This is a genomic window from Brevibacillus choshinensis (assembly GCF_016811915.1).
Taxonomy (GTDB): Bacteria; Bacillota; Bacilli; order Brevibacillales; family Brevibacillaceae; genus Brevibacillus; species Brevibacillus choshinensis_A.
Map to the genome: position 1 here is coordinate 4,637,471 of NZ_CP069127.1, position 16,610 is coordinate 4,654,080.

General features: G+C 53.7%; 18 protein-coding genes. 5 read left to right on the forward strand and 13 right to left on the reverse strand.

Annotated elements, in window-relative coordinates:
- Window positions 1-87: 87 nt before the first annotated feature.
- Genes JNE38_RS23275 through JNE38_RS23285 form a run of 3 tightly spaced genes read right to left on the reverse strand, consistent with a single transcriptional unit; the run spans window position 88 to window position 2,121 of the window.
- Entirely contained in the window at window positions 88-783 is a 696-nt protein-coding gene (locus tag JNE38_RS23275; RefSeq protein ID WP_203353493.1) for an aspartate/glutamate racemase family protein, read from the reverse strand.
- Window positions 784-803: 20 nt separating this feature from the next.
- Window positions 804-1,250 (reverse strand): RpiB/LacA/LacB family sugar-phosphate isomerase, encoded by a 447-nt coding sequence (locus JNE38_RS23280; RefSeq protein WP_203353494.1) that lies wholly within the window; start codon window positions 1,248-1,250, stop codon window positions 804-806.
- Between the two features lie 22 nt (window positions 1,251-1,272).
- On the reverse strand, window positions 1,273-2,121 hold the full coding sequence (locus JNE38_RS23285; RefSeq protein WP_203353495.1) for a sugar nucleotide-binding protein: 849 nt from the start codon (window positions 2,119-2,121) through the stop codon (window positions 1,273-1,275).
- Between the two features lie 124 nt (window positions 2,122-2,245).
- Here JNE38_RS23285 and JNE38_RS23290 point away from each other — a divergent pair, with 124 nt between their 5' ends.
- Window positions 2,246-3,175, forward strand: coding sequence for a TIGR01777 family oxidoreductase (locus JNE38_RS23290; RefSeq protein WP_203353496.1), 930 nt, complete (start codon window positions 2,246-2,248; stop codon window positions 3,173-3,175).
- Window positions 3,176-3,240: 65 nt separating this feature from the next.
- On the opposite strand, the gene JNE38_RS23295 is transcribed toward JNE38_RS23290, so the two are convergent.
- From JNE38_RS23295 to tynA, 3 genes are all read right to left on the reverse strand, one after another.
- A complete protein-coding gene (locus JNE38_RS23295) occupies window positions 3,241-4,713 on the reverse strand; it encodes a protein adenylyltransferase SelO (protein ID WP_203353497.1) in 1,473 nt (490 codons plus the stop codon).
- A gap of 195 nt (window positions 4,714-4,908) precedes the next feature.
- On the reverse strand, window positions 4,909-6,381 hold the full coding sequence (locus JNE38_RS23300; RefSeq protein ID WP_203353498.1) for an aldehyde dehydrogenase family protein: 1,473 nt from the start codon (window positions 6,379-6,381) through the stop codon (window positions 4,909-4,911).
- A 42-nt stretch (window positions 6,382-6,423) separates the two neighbouring features.
- Window positions 6,424-8,700 (reverse strand): primary-amine oxidase, encoded by a 2,277-nt coding sequence (gene tynA / locus JNE38_RS23305; protein WP_203353499.1) that lies wholly within the window; start codon window positions 8,698-8,700, stop codon window positions 6,424-6,426.
- 165 nt (window positions 8,701-8,865) lie between these two features.
- Between tynA and JNE38_RS23310 the strand changes: the two genes are divergently transcribed.
- A complete protein-coding gene (locus tag JNE38_RS23310) occupies window positions 8,866-9,672 on the forward strand; it encodes a helix-turn-helix domain-containing protein (RefSeq protein WP_203353500.1) in 807 nt (268 codons plus the stop codon).
- A gap of 54 nt (window positions 9,673-9,726) precedes the next feature.
- Here JNE38_RS23310 and JNE38_RS23315 read toward each other — a convergent pair whose 3' ends face one another.
- Genes JNE38_RS23315 through JNE38_RS23325 form a run of 3 tightly spaced genes read right to left on the reverse strand, consistent with a single transcriptional unit; the run spans window position 9,727 to window position 12,960 of the window.
- A complete protein-coding gene (locus tag JNE38_RS23315; protein WP_238933429.1) occupies window positions 9,727-11,142 on the reverse strand; it encodes an amino acid permease in 1,416 nt (471 codons plus the stop codon).
- A gap of 44 nt (window positions 11,143-11,186) precedes the next feature.
- Window positions 11,187-11,804: a YitT family protein gene (locus JNE38_RS23320; protein ID WP_203353502.1), complete on the reverse strand. Its 618-nt coding sequence runs from the start codon at window positions 11,802-11,804 to the stop codon at window positions 11,187-11,189.
- Window positions 11,805-11,820: 16 nt separating this feature from the next.
- Window positions 11,821-12,960 carry an aminotransferase class V-fold PLP-dependent enzyme gene (locus JNE38_RS23325; RefSeq protein ID WP_203353503.1) on the reverse strand — a complete coding sequence of 380 codons (1,140 nt, stop codon included), beginning with the start codon at window positions 12,958-12,960 and terminating at the stop codon, window positions 11,821-11,823.
- A 47-nt stretch (window positions 12,961-13,007) separates the two neighbouring features.
- Here JNE38_RS23325 and JNE38_RS23330 point away from each other — a divergent pair, with 47 nt between their 5' ends.
- Both JNE38_RS23330 and JNE38_RS23335 read left to right on the forward strand, forming a co-directional pair.
- Window positions 13,008-13,697, forward strand: a complete 690-nt coding sequence (locus tag JNE38_RS23330; protein WP_203353504.1) for a Crp/Fnr family transcriptional regulator — start codon at window positions 13,008-13,010, stop codon at window positions 13,695-13,697.
- 114 nt (window positions 13,698-13,811) lie between these two features.
- The gene (locus tag JNE38_RS23335; RefSeq protein WP_203353505.1) at window positions 13,812-13,994 is read left to right on the forward strand and encodes a hypothetical protein; all 183 of its coding nucleotides are present in this window, start codon (window positions 13,812-13,814) and stop codon (window positions 13,992-13,994) included.
- Window positions 13,995-14,002: 8 nt separating this feature from the next.
- Here JNE38_RS23335 and JNE38_RS23340 read toward each other — a convergent pair whose 3' ends face one another.
- Window positions 14,003-14,248, reverse strand: a complete 246-nt coding sequence (locus JNE38_RS23340) for a hypothetical protein (protein ID WP_203353506.1) — start codon at window positions 14,246-14,248, stop codon at window positions 14,003-14,005.
- A gap of 39 nt (window positions 14,249-14,287) precedes the next feature.
- Window positions 14,288-14,911, reverse strand: a complete 624-nt coding sequence (locus tag JNE38_RS23345) for a hypothetical protein (protein WP_203353507.1) — start codon at window positions 14,909-14,911, stop codon at window positions 14,288-14,290.
- A gap of 495 nt (window positions 14,912-15,406) precedes the next feature.
- Here JNE38_RS23345 and JNE38_RS23350 point away from each other — a divergent pair, with 495 nt between their 5' ends.
- On the forward strand, window positions 15,407-15,730 hold the full coding sequence (locus tag JNE38_RS23350) for a DUF5360 family protein (protein ID WP_203353508.1): 324 nt from the start codon (window positions 15,407-15,409) through the stop codon (window positions 15,728-15,730).
- Between the two features lie 76 nt (window positions 15,731-15,806).
- Here the strand turns inward: JNE38_RS23350 and JNE38_RS23355 are convergent, their stop codons facing one another.
- Together JNE38_RS23355 and JNE38_RS23360 are read right to left on the reverse strand one after the other, a co-directional pair.
- Window positions 15,807-16,193, reverse strand: a complete 387-nt coding sequence (locus tag JNE38_RS23355) for a hypothetical protein (protein ID WP_203353509.1) — start codon at window positions 16,191-16,193, stop codon at window positions 15,807-15,809.
- A 148-nt stretch (window positions 16,194-16,341) separates the two neighbouring features.
- A complete protein-coding gene (locus tag JNE38_RS23360; RefSeq protein ID WP_203353510.1) occupies window positions 16,342-16,515 on the reverse strand; it encodes a hypothetical protein in 174 nt (57 codons plus the stop codon).
- Between the last annotated feature and the right edge of the window lie 95 nt (window positions 16,516-16,610).

Below are 16,610 nucleotides of genomic sequence, written 5' to 3' on the forward strand. Positions count from 1 at the left end.
ATGGGGGAATGGGCATGAAACTGCAAAAAAAAAAGAGATCTGCCAGCTGGGAATCTGGCGACCTCTTCTCGCGTTTATGGCTCTTGGCTATTTTTCCAGCGCTGCTTCTACGGCAGCGATCGCATGGATCTGGGTTGTATCGTACACCGGCACCGTGCAGTCCGCCTGCGAAATCAACAGCCCGATTTCCGTGCAGCCGAGGATGATCGCCTCCGCGCCTGCTTCGATCAAATCTGCAACAATCTTTAAATAAGCCTGCTTGGAGTCTTCCCGAATGACGCCTCGACACAGCTCTTCGTAAATGATCGCATGAACCGTCTGCCTGCCCTCTTCGTCTGGGGTGAGGACCTCCAGTCCGTGCGTATCCCGCAGCCTGCCTTTATAAAAATCTTGCTCCATGGTAAAGCGCGTCGCGAGCAGCCCCACGCGCCGGTGACCATCCGCCTTGATCTTGCTGGCCGTGGCATCGGCGATATGTACAAATGGCAGCGTCGTCGCCCCCAAAATGTGGTCGGCCAGCTTGTGCATCGTATTGGTGCACAAAATGATCAGATCAGCGCCTGCCGCCTCCAGACTTCTCGCCGCATCCGCCATATGCTCGCCGGCTTCCTCCCACTTCCCTGCATGCTGCAATTCCTCGATCTGCGCGAAGTCCACGGAGTACAGAATGCATTTGGCCGAGTGTAAGCCCCCCAGCCGATCTCTCACTGCCTCGTTTACCAGCTGGTAATAGACCTGGGACGATTCCCAGCTCATTCCGCCGATGAGTCCGATTGTTTTCATCTGTGTAATCCCTCCTGCTCTCATGCCTCTTCCAGCTCTTTGATTTTCTCCAATCGATTCATGTTGCCCATAAACGGGGTGCGGAGCCACGTTTTCACGATCTCATAGCCCAGCGCGCGCCCGATCATCATTTCCCCTAGCGCCAGCACATTGGAGTCGTTATAAAGGCGCGTCTGTTCAGCCGAAAACGTATCGTGCACCAGTGCGCAGCGCACTCCCCTTACTTTGTTCGCTGCGATGGACATCCCGATCCCCGTCCCGCATACGAGAATTCCCCGATCAACATTACCGGAAGCAACAGCTTTTCCCACCATTTCAGCGTAGTCCGGGTACCCTATTGCGTAATCGTCCGACATTGGATCAGTGCAGCCAAAATCATGGATGGCGACCAAATCGGCAGCCAGCTTTTCCAGGAGGTATTGCTTGAGGGCGAATCCGCCGCGGTCTGATGCCAAGGCAATTTTCAACGCTATCTCTCCCCTCGTTTCCCTACAGACTTCGAAAGGCCGTTTTCAACAAGGCGCGCGCTCTGCTCGCATCGAGCGAGGTATCAAGCGGTATGCCCAGTTCTCTCGCCCTTTCTTCGGACAGCACGTCCTCTTTCACCAGATCCGGGTTCAAGCCTAGTCGCGCCGCCATTTTCCGGCAAAATGAGTAATAGCTCTCCTTCCTTGCCGGTCCCAAGTGAAGCGTGCCTGTGTATGCGCTCGGCACCAGCTCCGCTATCGCCCGAGCCAGGTCCTCGACGTGGACAAAGGATTTGAAGAGGTTGCCCGTACGGACCACTTCACGACCTTCCAGCTCGGAAGCCAGCGAGCTCACTCTCTTGTCCCATACATCTGCTCCATTTTTCCCATAGATCGGGCCGTAGCGCAGGATGAGATGGTTTTCACTCCTCCCGCGAACAAGCTCCTCCCCCTTTATTTTGGCGAGACAGTAGCCTGCCAGCGGATTTCGTTCATCGAGCAGCCCGGTTTCTTCCTCTTCCGTGAAAGGTCCTGTTTTTTGACCGAATACCCCATCTGTAGAAAGATACATGATTTTCGAATGTTCAGGCACACTTTTCAATAATGTTTCCATGCCTTGTTCGATCAATTCAAGGGCGTCGACGCTGTCTACTCCCCGCAGCGACCAGACGACCACATCAGGCTGGAGCCGATTGATCAGCGCAGCAAAGGAGCGATCATCCTTCACGTCGATTCGAGCCAGATCAGCATGTACGGATGACGAATAGCAGGTACCTACTATCTCGTTCGCTTGGTCGTGCCTCAGTTCCTGCAAGATTTGCGCTCCCAAATAACCGCTTGCGCCCAACAAAAGCACCCTGCGCTTTGCCATTTCGGTCTTCCTCCTAACCTCTCTGCAATCCTCCATGTCTTTTTCCTTATTGTTCCAGTACAATATATCGCAGAGCAGTCGAAGAATCTAGTAAAAAGACGTGTAGTAGGGAGTGGATGTAACCGTGAGCAAAAAGTTCGTATTGGCTGGCGGCTCCGGCTTTCTAGGGAATGCCTTGGCTGATGATTTGACAGAAAGAGGTCATGAGGTCGTCATCTTGACTCGAGGAAAATCGCGGACGGACCGCTCCATCCGCTATGTACAGTGGGACGGCGCTACGCCCGGTGATTGGACGCATGAAATGGACGGGTGCCATGCCGTGGTCAACTTTACGGGCAAAAGCGTGAACTGCCTGTACACCTCCAAAAACAAGGACGAAATCATTCGCTCCAGGCTGGACTCCGTGCGCGTCCTGACAGATGCCATTCTAAGCTGCGAGCACCCTCCTGCCGTTTTCGTCCAGGCCGGATCTCTCGCCATCTTCGGAGATACCGAACAGGAATGCGACGAAAATGCTCCGCACGGTACCGGCTTCTCCGTCAACGTCTGCGAGCGATGGGAGGAAGCCTTTTTTGCCCGTGAACTGCCGCAAACGAGAAAGGTGCTCCTGCGCATCGGCTTCGCCCTCGGGAAGCATGGCGGCGCCCTCGAGCCTCTAGCCAAGCTGGCCTCGCTCGGGCTTGGCGGCACGGTCGGCAGCGGCAGCCAGTACATCAGCTGGCTGCATGTCGATGACTTGAATGAGATGTTTCGGTTTGTCATCGAAAACGAGCAAGTCAGCGGCATTCTCAATGCTACGGGACCGAATCCCGTGACGAATCGGGAGTTCATGAAGACACTTCGCAACGTGCTTGGCAAGGGCTGGGCCCCGCCGACTCCCGCTCCCTTCGTCATGCTGGGTGCCTACCTCGTCATGCGGACAGACCCGAGCCTGGCTCTCACGGGCCGCAACTGCGTTCCGACCAAGCTGCTTTCGCACGGCTTTTCCTTTGGCTACACCAATCTGGAAGAAGCACTGCGCGACTTGCTCGTACCCCAAAGAGTAAATGACTGAGTGAGCGCGACCGAAACGACAAAAGGCAGCGGTTGACGTCTTGGACGGCCGCTGCCTTTGCTCATTTAGGTTCCGCAGAAGGTTTGATACGGATAGGTGGATGGCGCAGGCAATGCAGCGTACTCATCCTGTTCGGGGGCGTACGCAAACGGATTCGAAAGAGCATCGAGCAGCCGCTCCATCACGCTGATGTCTCCTTCCACCGCGGCTTCCAGCGCTTCTTCTACACGGTGGTTGCGAGGGATGATCGCAGGATTGCTGCTTTTCATCCTTTGAAGCGAGTCGGCTTTGGACTGCGGCTGTCTGTCCCATCTCGCTTGCCACAGCTTTAGCCACTCGGAAAATTCCTGGGTCCCGAACATGGGCGTATCCTCTGGCTTTTCAAGCGTCAGGGCGCGGAAGGTGTTGGTGTAGTCCGCCTGATGCTGTTCCATCAAGCGGAGCAAGCCTTCCACGAGGGAGCCGTCCTGCTCTTCTTCGTTGAAGATCCCCAGCTTTCCTCTCATGCCTGCGAGCCATTCGCCGGAATACTGCTTTGAAAAGTCCGCGAGAGCCGCCTCAGCCAGCTTGACTGCCTGCTCTGGGTCCTTGTACAGCAAAGGGAGCAGCGTTTCCGCAAATCTCGCGAGGTTCCAGACCGCTATATAGGGTTGGTTGGCATACGCGTAGCGCCCTTGCTCGTCAATCGAACTGAAAACGGTGGCAGGGTCAAACGTGTCCATGAACGCGCAAGGACCATAATCAATGGTTTCTCCGCTGAGAGCCATGTTGTCCGTGTTCATCACCCCGTGGATGAATCCGACCAGCTGCCATTTGGCGATGAGCGCAGCTTGGCGCTTGATGACTTCCTTCAGGAGGAACAGATAGCGGTTCTCCTCTTCATCGGCACCCGGGAAATGTCTCTGCAAGGTGTAGTCTGCCAGCGTCTGCAAATCCTCCAGCGTTCCCCACTTTGCAGCGAATTGAAAGGTGCCGACGCGTATGTGGCTGGCAGCTACACGGGTCAGGACTGCGCCGGGCAGATACCTTTCCCGGATGATGGACTCTCCTGTTGTCACGACTGCCAGACTGCGAGTAGTGGGAATCCCGAGGGCGTGCATGGCTTCGCTGATGATGTATTCCCGCAGCATCGGTCCCAGTGCCGCTCGGCCATCGCCTCTGCGGGAGTACGGTGTTCGGCCAGCGCCCTTCAGCTGAATGTCAAAACGCTCGCCCAAAGGGGTGATCTGCTCGCCCAGCAGCACCGCCCGGCCGTCGCCTAGCATGGTAAAATGCCCGAATTGATGCCCTGCGTATGCTTGTGCCAAAGGCTCAGCTCCATCCGGGATCTGGTTGCCGGCAAAAACTTCAGCGCCCTCCTGACTTTGCAGAACCTGCGGGTTCAACCCCAAGGCGGTTGCCAGTGGGCGATTCAAAGCAACCAGCTTGGGCTCCTGCACGGGGTTCGGGTTTTGCCAGGAATAGAGCGATTGGGGCAGCCGGGTGTAACTATTATCGAAATTCCATCCTGTATCTTGCATCCGTTTTTTCTCTGTCATGGCATCTCCTTTTTACCGCGGGCATTTTCACTTTCCAATCTACTGCAGTCATTTTATTGTTTGCTTTTTCCATCTTATTATAACGCGTTGCCAACACTGCTCGTGCACTTCTGTCTGCCCGTTCGTCTATTCCCCAGCAAAAAAAGTCCACCTCTACAGGTAGACTTTTCGCTGCACAGCTTCCATTGTCCTCTTCTAGACTCCGTACCAGTTCAAGCCTTGCTTGCCGAGATCGACCCAGACGCTTTTCGTGTGCGTGTACATATCCATCGCCTGGATGCCCAGCTCCCGGCCAAAACCGCTTTGCTTGGTGCCCCCGAATGGAGTCGTACTGTCGAGCATGCTGTACGTATTGATATAGACAGTTCCTGCCTGCAGACCGCGGGCCATGCGGTGAGCCCGTTTCAAGTCGTTGGTCCAGACTCCGGAAGCCAGGCCGTACGTCGTATCATTGGCGAGGCGGAGCGCGTCCTCCTCATCCTTGAAGCGGATGACGGAAATGACTGGGCCGAAGATCTCCTCCCTCGCGATCGTCATGTCATTCGTGACGTTTTCAAAGATGGTCGGGGAAAAGAAGTAGCCTGTGCCTGCCTGCGGATTGCGTTTGCCGCCCAGCACGAGGCCCGCTCCCTCCTCCAAGCCTTTCTCCACATAATGCTCGATTCTCTCCAGCTGTGCCAGCGATACCTGCGGTCCCATTTGGGTCATCGGGTCCAGCGGATTACCGACTCGGATCGTTTGCGCCTTTTTGCTGAAGGCATCCAGAAAGCGGTCGTAGACACTCTCCTGCACGAACAGGCGCGAGCCGGCAGCGCACACCTGCCCTTGGGCAAAGTAGATGCCGAATAAAGCGCCGTTCACCGCATCCTCGAGCTGGGCATCGGCAAAAACGATATTGGGAGACTTGCCGCCAAGCTCAAGGGAAACCGGCTTGAGATGCTTGCTCGCCGCCTGCATGATGAGTCTGCCCGTCGCTGTCGATCCGGTGAAAGCGATCTTGTCCACATCAGGGTGAGAAGCCAAGGCATCGCCCGTTACGGCACCGAAGCCAGGCACCACATTGATCACGCCATCCGGAATGCCCGCCTCCTGAAAGATCTTCGCCAGCTCCAGTATGCTGATAGGTGTCTGTTCGGCAGGCTTGATGACAATCGTATTTCCAGCTGCAAGGGCAGGCGCCAGCTTCCACATCGCCAGCATGAGCGGGAAATTCCACGGCACGATGGCGCCGATCACGCCAATGGGCTCTCGCAGCGTGTAGTTGAATCGATTTCCCGGAGAAGACAGCGTCTCCCCTTGGACCTTGTTCGCGAGGCCTGCGTAAAATTCCAGCACGTCGATCGTTGCAGGCATGGCGATGTACTTGGTTTCATTGATCGGCAAGCCGTTGTCGCTGGACTCGATCGCCGCCAGTTCGTCCAGCCTCTCCCACATTTTTTGAGCTGCCCGATACAGCAGTCTGCCTCGATCGCTGGGTGCCATCTCTGCCCAAGGCCCAGATTGAAAAGCCTTGCGTGCTGCCTTTACCGCCAGATCGACATCCCCTGCTCCCGCCTCCGCGACGATGCCATTGACTTCCCCCGTCGCTGGATTGAATGATTCAAAGGTCTTGCCTGACAATGCGTTTACCCATTTCCCACCGATGAACAATTGGTAGCTTTGTGCCATTTGTTTCTCCTCCGATTCGTCTATGATTGGCTCCTTGCAAAATTACTCTTCCTCTGGCAGATCCAGGGTTGGTGTCTGATTGAAGAAATTCCACGGCTTCAGCATGGCGTGCACCCACTCCGTCGGCATGATCGGCCATTCCTCCGCACGCGCGACATGCGTCGTTCCCGTCGTCATCCACACCACGTTATCCGTGTTCACGATCGGATCGTTATTGGCGGTAAACTCCTTCAAGCCTGTATCTGTCTTGGCCCGGTTCGGATATTTCCCCTCTGGGAAGCGCTCGTCTGGATTGTATTTCGTTACCCAGATTTGTTTGTCCATAAAATTCACGCGGTTGTACAGCCACTCGTCCTTGCTGAACATGGCCCCCTTCGCCACCGGGTGCGTGCCGCCTGCGTACGGCATGATTTGGTAGGAGACCGGGTTGCCAACCTTGTTCTCTTTATTAGGGTTGCTGAGCAAGCGAATCGTAGACGGGTCAAAGGTTTGAATGGCATCCTGCTCTGTGGTGACCGTTTTCTCCTCGGTCACGATGGCGCTCTTGCGCGGACCGCCCGCTGTATTTTTCGCGATTTGCGGATTGAGCTCAGTCAACGTGTTGTTTTCTCCGTCCACGTCCAGATCGAGACGGAAATTGTAGATGTGCTGATGAGTCGTCCCCACGATGTTGTGGTCGATCAAGGTACCGTAGCGGGTATCCTCCTTGGCTGTCGGATCATGCATCGTCGCGGATTTGACTGCCTTCACCGCTTCGATCCCTGTAGCACCGACATCGATCTTGATCGTTCCGTTCGGGGACAGGACCCAGTCAAAAATATAATCGTAGTTGCCCACCGTGCTGATCCAGCGCACCACCAGCTCTCGGCGCTCGCGGCTCACATTGTCTTTGCCCATCTCCTGATGCTTGAATTCCGGCCCTGCGTATTGCTCAAAAATGGCAATCGCATCGGGAATCGTGTACGGGTTGCCGTCGTTGTCCGAAATGGTGGCATCCAGCAGCTGCGCATTATCCGGCACGTCTGTACCTTTTTGCAGCGAGGAGGTCAGCACGCCCATCCCGTAATCGCCCGAGTCCAGATACGCCTTGAAGTACCAGCCCACATCCGGATCGCCATAAGGAACGATCATGCCGCCGAGCGAACCTTCGTACATGATTTTTCGTTTGGTGCCGCTGTCGTTGTAGGTCATCGTGGAGAGGACAGGGCCTACGCGTGAATCGAGATGGAGATGAAAGTCCCAGTTGCCCCAGTGGATGGTGTTGCCTTCGAGGGCGTAGTTTTTCCCTTGCGGCTCCAGAGTGGCGAGCGGCTTCACACTCTGTTTGACTTGCTGATTGCGTCCATCGTACGGAGTCGGCTTCAACGGTACCGGGATGACCCCGGCATCCTCGATCTTGATGACCTTCTTTTGCTCCAAATCGACGATCGCGACGAGGTTTTCGATCGGATGGGCCCAGTAGTTGCCGTCTCCCACATCCAAATAGGAGACGACCTTCAGGAGCCGCAGATCCTGCTTCAAGCCATCCGCCTCATTGAAGTAGCCGACGGTGAGCGGGGTCGCGACTACCTTTTTCACGTCATCGATGCCCCGCTTTCTGAGGGCATTCGCGTACTCCTTGCTTTCCTCGATGGCGGTCTGTACGGTCTGGAAGTCGTCCAGGATGACCATCCCGTGAGCCCCCTCGATTTCCTTCCAGGAGACGAGCTTCTTGGCAGCGAGATCAACCTCGCCTTCGATGACCTTTTTTCCGTCGAGCATCACCACATTTGCAGTTCGCTCGAAAGTCTGCTTTTGCCCGTACACCCAGTTCCACACCTTGGCTTTGTCGGGTTCCTTCAAGGAAATTTGCGTAAAACGCAGGCTCTTTTTGTAGGAGTCAGATGCTTTGATTACGTTCACTGCGGCATTGATTTCGTCAGCGGTCAGCGGGTTCAAGGGATGCGCTTCCTTTTGCACCTGGACCGTCTGATCCAGCTGCGATTGAAACACTTCATTCAGGAAGTGGTGCGTCACATAGAGGGTTCCATTTGTATTGACGACAGGCGCTTCCAGCTTGACGGTCTTTCCATTGACTTGCACCTCTGCCAGATTGGGCTTCAGTGATACAATCGTGCCGTCCCTCTTGACCTGAGCTGTCTGCGTTTTGTTATCCCACACGACAGTTCCGCCGAATTCCTCTACCATTGGTTTGAGAGGAAGGTATTCCGCTTCTCCTCCGTGCGCGCTGACCTTTTCGACGAACGGAACTGAAGGCCCCGCCGCAAATGATAGCGCTGTCATAAATGCTGCCGTGGACATGATGATTTTTTTCTGCATGAAGATCCCCCCGCATTTTCAACTCTTTGCACGTCCATTTTAGGAGCAGGCTTCGAGGGGTGTATTGTAAATTTCGGAACTATCAGTTTTCTTTCTTTTCGGTCATACTACTAGTAACTGCTTGCCCCCAATACCCGATGACTTTGTAAAGGTGGTCATGGATGAATGAATCGCGTAGAAATTGCCGCCAATTTGCCTCCTGTTCAATACGGCTTCCGCCTGGAGACCAGCAGCTACCAGGAGAGGCTCGTCCCTTATCTCGGACAAACCGTTCTCTACTATCAGTACGCCATGGGCAAGACCGTTGACGCGATTCGGGTCGTGCCTGATGGCTGTATGGATGTGCTCATCTGCTGCGATCCCAAGCGGCCGCACTCTCTGATTTGCGGGACTATCCTGCAAGGCGAAAGCATCCCCTTTCATGCGGGAGCAACGTATTTCGGAGTGCGCTTCACCCCGCTGCAGAGTCTGCATCTATCCCCCGCCCCCTTTCGTGATTTGATTGATCGACAGCTCTTCTTGGGAGATGTCGTGCACGGCGTCAGCAGCCTTTGCGACGACATCGCGGAAAAGGCATCGTTTTCAGAGAGGATTGCCCATTTTGACCAATTTTTGCTGCCCAAGCTGTTGTCGCCTGACCAGCCGTCGGGATGGCTACCATACTGTCTGCAGCAAATCTATCAGTCCAAAGGGAACGTCACGGTCGATCAGCTCGCGGATGACATCGGCTTTTCCACCCGCTACATCCGGAAAAAATTCGTAGAGACCCTTGGACTGTCACCCAAACAATACAGCCGCATCACGCGCTTTCAAAATACACTCTCGTCCATGATGAATCGCAGAGCTTCCTTTGGCGATCTCGCCAGCGAGCACGGCTACTACGATCAGGCTCACTTCATCAAAGACTTCAAGCATTTCACTTTGTTCACCCCTATGCAGATCCTCATGCTGATGCAGACTCCCCCTTTTTAGTTCAATCAGACAGCAAAAAGTCCACCTCGGATAAGGTGGACTGCTGATCCTCTCTCATGATGCCGTTTTGCCAGATCGGTCTTCCTTCTCATGGCTCAGCTTTTTCCTGTACTTGGCATAGTAGATCAAGGTGAGGAACGCCAGCCATGGCACCCCGATGATCCAGGAAACGTTCCAGAACTCGGTGTCCAGCCCCATCGTAATCAATATCGCTGCGATCAGCACGATCCCGACGATTTGCAGGACCGGAAACAGCGGAGCGCGGACCGGAAGCCGCTCTCCTCCACCTTGCTCCCATTGCTTGCGGAATCGCAAATGCGCGAGGAGAGTCAATAGCCACACAAACAGCGCACCAAACAGGGCGATCCCAAACAAATAGTTGTAAGCGAGCGGACTGATTTTCGATATGAGAGCCGCCAGCGCCACACCGACGCTCGAGAGCAGGAGCGCATTGACCGGTGTTCCGTCCTTGTTCAGCTTGCCAAGAGCCTGTGGCGCGTAGCGGCTCCGCGACAGAGAGAACATCATCCGGGAGGTCATGTACAGGTTGGTATTCATGCTGGACAAGGCTGCCGTCAGGACGACGAAGTTCATGATGCCTGCCGCAGCGGAAATTCCTACGTGGTTAAAGACGAGAACGAACGGGCTCTGCGCGATTTCCTTGGCGCCGGCATTGATCCACGGAACCACGGCGATCATGATTCCCATCGCGAGGAAGTAGAATACGATCAGGCGCACCACCATCGTACGCATCGCCCGTGGCACAGCCGAACGCGGATCTTTTGCCTCCCCTGCGGTCACCGCGATCACCTCCACCCCTACAAAGCTGAAGATCGCCATCAGCACCGCCATCCAGACACCCCCAAATCCGTGGGGCAAAAATCCGTCGTGCTTGGTAAAGTTTTCGAAGCCTACTGCTGGGGTGCCGATCCCGAGTACCACTGCCATACCGAAAATAATAAATGCGATAATAGCAACCACTTTGATCATGGCAAACCAATACTCAATGCTGCCGAAATTTTCTACCGACCGGGAGTTGACGAAGATCAGTGCCGCTCCAAAGCCGAGAGTCCATACCCACACTGGAATATCAGGGAACCAGTACGTCATGTAGATTCCCACTGCAACTGCCTCTCCACCCACCGCGATGACCTGCGCCGCCCAATACGTCCAGCGAGAGGTGAAGCCAGCCCAACCGCCCAAATACTTCTCCGCATACACCCCAAACGATCCCGCCGTCGGATGGGCGACCGCCATTTCCGATAGGGAAAACATCATGATCACGGCGATAAACGCTGCGATCACATAGCTGAGTATCACGGCCGGCCCCGCGTAGTTGATCGCGATGGCACTTCCCATGAAAAGCCCGGTCCCAATCGCGCCACCCAGCCCGATCATCGTCAGCTGATTCTTGGATAGCCCGCGATGAAGGCCCGATTCGCGCTCGATAAAGCTGTCCTTTTCCTTCACATGTATGCCCCCCGTCATGACCTTTGATTTGCAATATTGCGAATTCAATTCGTCGTACTGACCTTCGCTTGGGATTCACCTCCTTTTGGCTGCCCCCATGCCATGAACACATCGACCGCTTTCCCTGCCACCACCAAGGAAATGAGCGTAAAAAGAGAGTGAAGCACATCCGACACCAGCCCGGAAGCAATCACGATGAGGGCGTTCATGGCGATCATCATTTTGCCGATGGTGAAGGCTGGCCATATTTTGTTGAGCACGACGCATGCAATATCCACCCCGCCTGTCGTCCCTTCGGCGCGCAAGACCAATGCGATCCCCGCTCCGCTGACGATTCCCCCCAGTAAGGTCCCCGCCACCGCCTGATGCCATCCAGGCAAGGATTCGAAAAGCCATAAGAACAAGGACAGGCTCAGCATCCCTACCAGACTGTTGATGACAAATCTTCTCCCGACGAAGCGATATCCTAAGAGAAACAGCGGCACGTTCAACAGAAAATAGATGAGTCCGAGAGAGATCGGGAGAAAGTAGCTGATGAGTACGGCTACTCCTCCCAGTCCGGGAGCTGTGATTTCATTCGGCTGCATGAACAGGTAATACGCCAGTGCAACCAGTGCCGTACCTGCCAAAATCATGCCCCATTCCTTTCCGACCGACTTCATGTGGCTCCTCTCCCTCCTACAAGCCAGCTGGCAGATCCGCCAAAGCGTCAATCGCCGCCATCACCTCTTGCTCCGTGTTGTAAAAATGCGGTGCGATGCGAATGACATCGTTGCGAGCGGACACGATGATTCCCTTTTCCTTTAAGATCGCTTCCGCTTTGGAGGCTTGCGGAATATAGATGGCGGTGTTTGCTGCTTTCTGGTTCAAATCGAGAGGACTCATGACGCGCAGCCCTTTTTCTTCTGCATAAGCGATCGCCACGGAAGACAGGTTCTGCAAATAGGCTTCAATCCGCTGCACCCCGATGTCGCCCAGCATTCCAATGCTTGCCGCCGCCGCATAACCGTTCACCATCGGAGGAGTCCCCGTTTCAAAGCGCCGTGCTCCTTTTGCGTAATCCAGATGCTTGATGTCGAAGGCAAACGGGTTGACGCGTCCGAACCATCCGGTCACGACAGGCTCCAGTTTTTCAGCCAGCTCACCCTTCACGTACAGGAAGGCGATTCCCGGGATGCCCAGCATGTACTTCTGGACGCCTGCTGCCAGGAAGTCAATGTCCATCTCCTTCACATCGATCTTCACGCTCCCAGCAGACTGGTAGGCATCCACGAATAGATACGAGCCTTTTTCATGCACGATCTTGGCGATTTGCCGCACGTCCTGCTTGAAGCCGTTGTAATAGCTCACATGGGGGATCGAGGTAATCAGGGTCTGTTCATTCACCGTCTGGCTGTAGTACTCTAGCGGTATAACCGATTCAGCCGCAGGAATAAACTGAATATGTGCCCCCCGCTTCTGCTGGGCCAGCCATACGTGACCGATGCTGGGAAAATCCATTTCGGTCGTCACGATCTGGTTGCGTTTACCCGAGAAGTCCAGGGCGGTCGCAACGGAGGATGCACAATCGGACACGGAAGACAGGACGGCGATTTCTTCCACAGAAGCATTGATCAAACGGGCGAAATGTCCTTTCGCTTCCTCGACCTTGTCCATCCATAGATTCCAGTCCATCCCCGTGTGTCTAAGCGTTTCCATGTATGCGGCAATGGCTTCCTCCACCTGGCGACTGAGAGCACTCTGCGAGCAGCTGGACAGCTGGATTTTTTCGTTCAGAATCGGAAAATATTCTCTTTCCTTTGCAAATGGAAACGTCATGACAATCCCTCTTTCTATTGTTCAATGATTGTGGAGTGATACCGACCATGCTTTCATTCTTCGACGACAAGACCTCCCCATGGATGGAGGACCTTCCTTACGACTGGCGTGACGTTTACTCCCTCGGGCAAACGGTGCACTATCAAAAGCACGACCCCATCTTTCACCAGGATCAGGCAGCGAAGCATGTCTTCATCGTTCTTCAGGGACGCATCCGCCTCTTTTTGACCACGCCTTCCGGAGAAGAAAAGGCGATCGCCATCATCGGGCGAAATGGACTGCTCGGCGAATGCGGGCTATTCGATCATCCCACATACAACAACGGGGCAATCTCTGCATCCAAGGCGACCCTGATGAAAGTGCCAGTCGAACGCTTCAAGGAAGCGTTTTCAACAAACCTTGCCATCGCTCATCCCGTTCTCCGTTTTCTTGACGGAAAGAACCGGATTCTCGCTTCCCACACCATGCAGCTCAGTTTTTACTCCGCAGCCCAGCGCATTTGCTTCACCCTGCTGCAGCTGGGAAGCACCTACGGAAAAGAACGGGAAGGCAAACGGATCATCTCCGTCCGCTTTACCCATCAGGAGCTGGCGAATGTCGTCGGCACCTCTCGCGTGACGGTCGCGGGCACCATGAAGGAGCTCGAGCGAAAGCACATCCTTTCCAAGGAAGGCGGCCTGTATGTCATCGAGGATGAAGACCAGCTGTACCGCTCCGTTCTGGATGGACTATCGTAGGAATACCTTCACGATACAGGATGAGTTGTGCTGGAATCAGTAAAGCACTTTACACTTTTCGTATTTTTGAGCCAACTTTCTGACAACGAAAACAGAAAAAGGGAGGCGCTTTCGATGACGCTGTTGGTTTTTGTCGTTTTGGTGCTGGGGGGAATCCTGCTCTTTGGGGTTCTTTACGACTGGTACGCCAGGCGGGCTAAAAGAAAGGCAGTCATACAGCCTGGCAAGTACGATCAAACGTACACCGAGCAGCTGCTGCAGGATACGCGGGATACGATCAATAGAGGGGAGACATAAAAAATGAGTTACTTGTCCAATTGCATTTGTCCAAGCATGGCTTGCCCTCCTGCATATGCTGAAAGCAGATAGATAAAGGGGGGATTTTCATGAGAAGGAGAAATATCCGCGCCAGGCGTCGTAATTGGAATAACGGTAACAATGGGAACAACGGGAACTTCGGCAACCCCAGGACCTTTCGGATCACTCTTCGTCCCGGCGACAGGCTTGTCATAACGGTTCGCGAAGACGACTAACCTGCGTTTCGACAGCAAAAAAGCCATTCTCTCGAAAGGAGGATGGCTCTTTTGGTTTTACCGTTTTTTGCGGAGTCCTTTTCGCTTCGCTTTTGCTCCGGTTTTGGCCCTTGCCTTTCCGTTGGCTTTCCCCTTTTTTGAAGCCCGTACTTTCTGATTGCTCTTTGCATTTTTATTGAAAGCGACGGAGCCCTTCCCTCCACCGACTGCATGCTGCTGCTTGGAATTGAGGCTTTCGATAGCCGAGTTGGTGCCACCCGTGCTATCCGTCCCCCCTCCGGCTGCTACCTGTGTCGCGGATGCGTTGGAGCCTCGCCTCGCGAGCTTGACGACCTGGTCATTGACGATGACTACGGCCCTGTTCTGACCGCTCTTCCCATTGCGCCGACCATTTCTCTGGATCGGAGCCACCTGCTTGCCCTTCATCCCCCGGTTTTTGGCTTTTCCTCCAGCTCCCACGGCTTGCTGCTGCTGAGAATTCGTCGAGTCAATGCTGGCGTTATTTCCGGCTGCGCTGCTGCGGCCTGCTCCGCTCGCTAACTGCGTCGTATTCGGCGCATTGGTGAATTGGCTGTTCAGCACAACGACTACCTGCCGATTGCCGTTCAGCGGTGATTTAACGACCATCTTCTTGTTGCCTTTTTGAAAAATGACGGTAAGCTTGTCATTCTCACGTGTCATGTTGCGCTCATCCTTTTTTCCTCGGACTTATCCTATAGCCAATGCATGCGAGGGACAAATCGTGTGGGACAATGCTCACGCTTGTAGAAAATATGCGAAAGACCCTTAGATCGTACGGCCTCCCCCATTTGAAAAAGCATTTTTCAATAAAATGATTAGCCGTGTGCATAAAAACATGTCGATGAACCATAATAAAGTCATCGAGCTCGGTGGTGTGTTCTCAAACAGGCTTTAGTCTTCTAGGAGGCGATGTGCCATGGATGATTTACACAGCACCAAAGCGAGTAAGGGAAACCGTTCACAGTTGTAAGCTTCTAACTTCAAATTGGAGGTAGATGCGTCGCACGTGATTATCGGTAACACCCTACAACCAGACGAGCTCGATGAATACCGTCACCTTTTAGGTGGCGGTTATTTCTTTGCATTTCATTCGCAACCAGTTGATTCCATCCTCCGTATAAAAAAAGATAACCGCAGGAGGATTGGCTAGTAACCTTGCTGCATCTCATTCCATCCGCGTACCTGTTCAAAGACTACGATCATCCGACTCTGAGCGCATGGAACTGGTCATTTCTGCCGCTGGATATATTGATCTCCTTAACGGGCTTGGCTAGTTTGTATTTGTACAAAAAGCAAAACCACATGTGGAAGCAGATCGCTCTCGTATCTTTGGTACTCACTTTTTGCTCAGGATTGCAGGCGATTGCTTTTTGGGCCATCAGAATGGATTTTGACCCCTCCTGGTGGCTCCCCAATCTTTTTCTGATGCTTTACCCGCTTCTCTTTATCCCCAGGTTGCTTCGCCATGATGTTCACTAAAACCCAGTGGAATAAGAAACCCCCGCAGCACACCTTCACTGCAGGGTTCCATTCCTTGACGAAAGAGCCGAATGAGTTAGAAAGGTCTTCTAACCACTCGAATGATCCGTGCTCCATTGCGAATAAGCCTCATTGCCCGTTGCCGACTGATTCTGACAAGCACAGAAGTATCGGTTGCATTTTCAACATCAAAGACTGAGAAAAACCGACCGTTTGCAAACAAGACCCCTTTAAACTCAACGTCCAATCCAGGTCTTGGTTGTGGACGAGTGTTCTGGATGGTCGTTCGCATCACACCGGCATTCAGCAGCCTACGTGCTTGGTCGCGGGTCAAGCGTACTGCAAATACAGGGTCAACTTCAACTCCCGGTACTTTTGCTTCAACCTCCACAATCAGGAAAAAACGGTTGCCGATTCTCGCAATGCTATTTGCTCCAATAAAAATGGGCGGGTTCATTGCCATATGAGATACCACCTCCTTGTACACAAATATGCAGGTGAGGTCGAGGTGGACAAGGGCATCCCTACAATTTTTGATTTTTGGTATTTTAACCCACAATGAAAAACCCCTGCATGCATATGCAAGGGCAAAGGGGAGTGAGTGAGAGTTGTTAGGGTTCGAGCTGGATGATCCGACAAACAATTGCTTGAATCCGTTGGTAAATGTCGTTCCGTTCATCCCAGGTCAATTCAGCTGCAGGAGCTCTTGATGCCAACCCTTCGCGCATCGCTTCCAATACATGGACGTCGGTAATGGAATTTAAAAGTTGGATAAACTCACTCATTATCACATCTCCTTTATCGACCACGTATTTCCAATGTATGGAGCAAACGACTGTTTTGTATGGACATTTGCGCAAATTCAACAAACTCCCAGGCT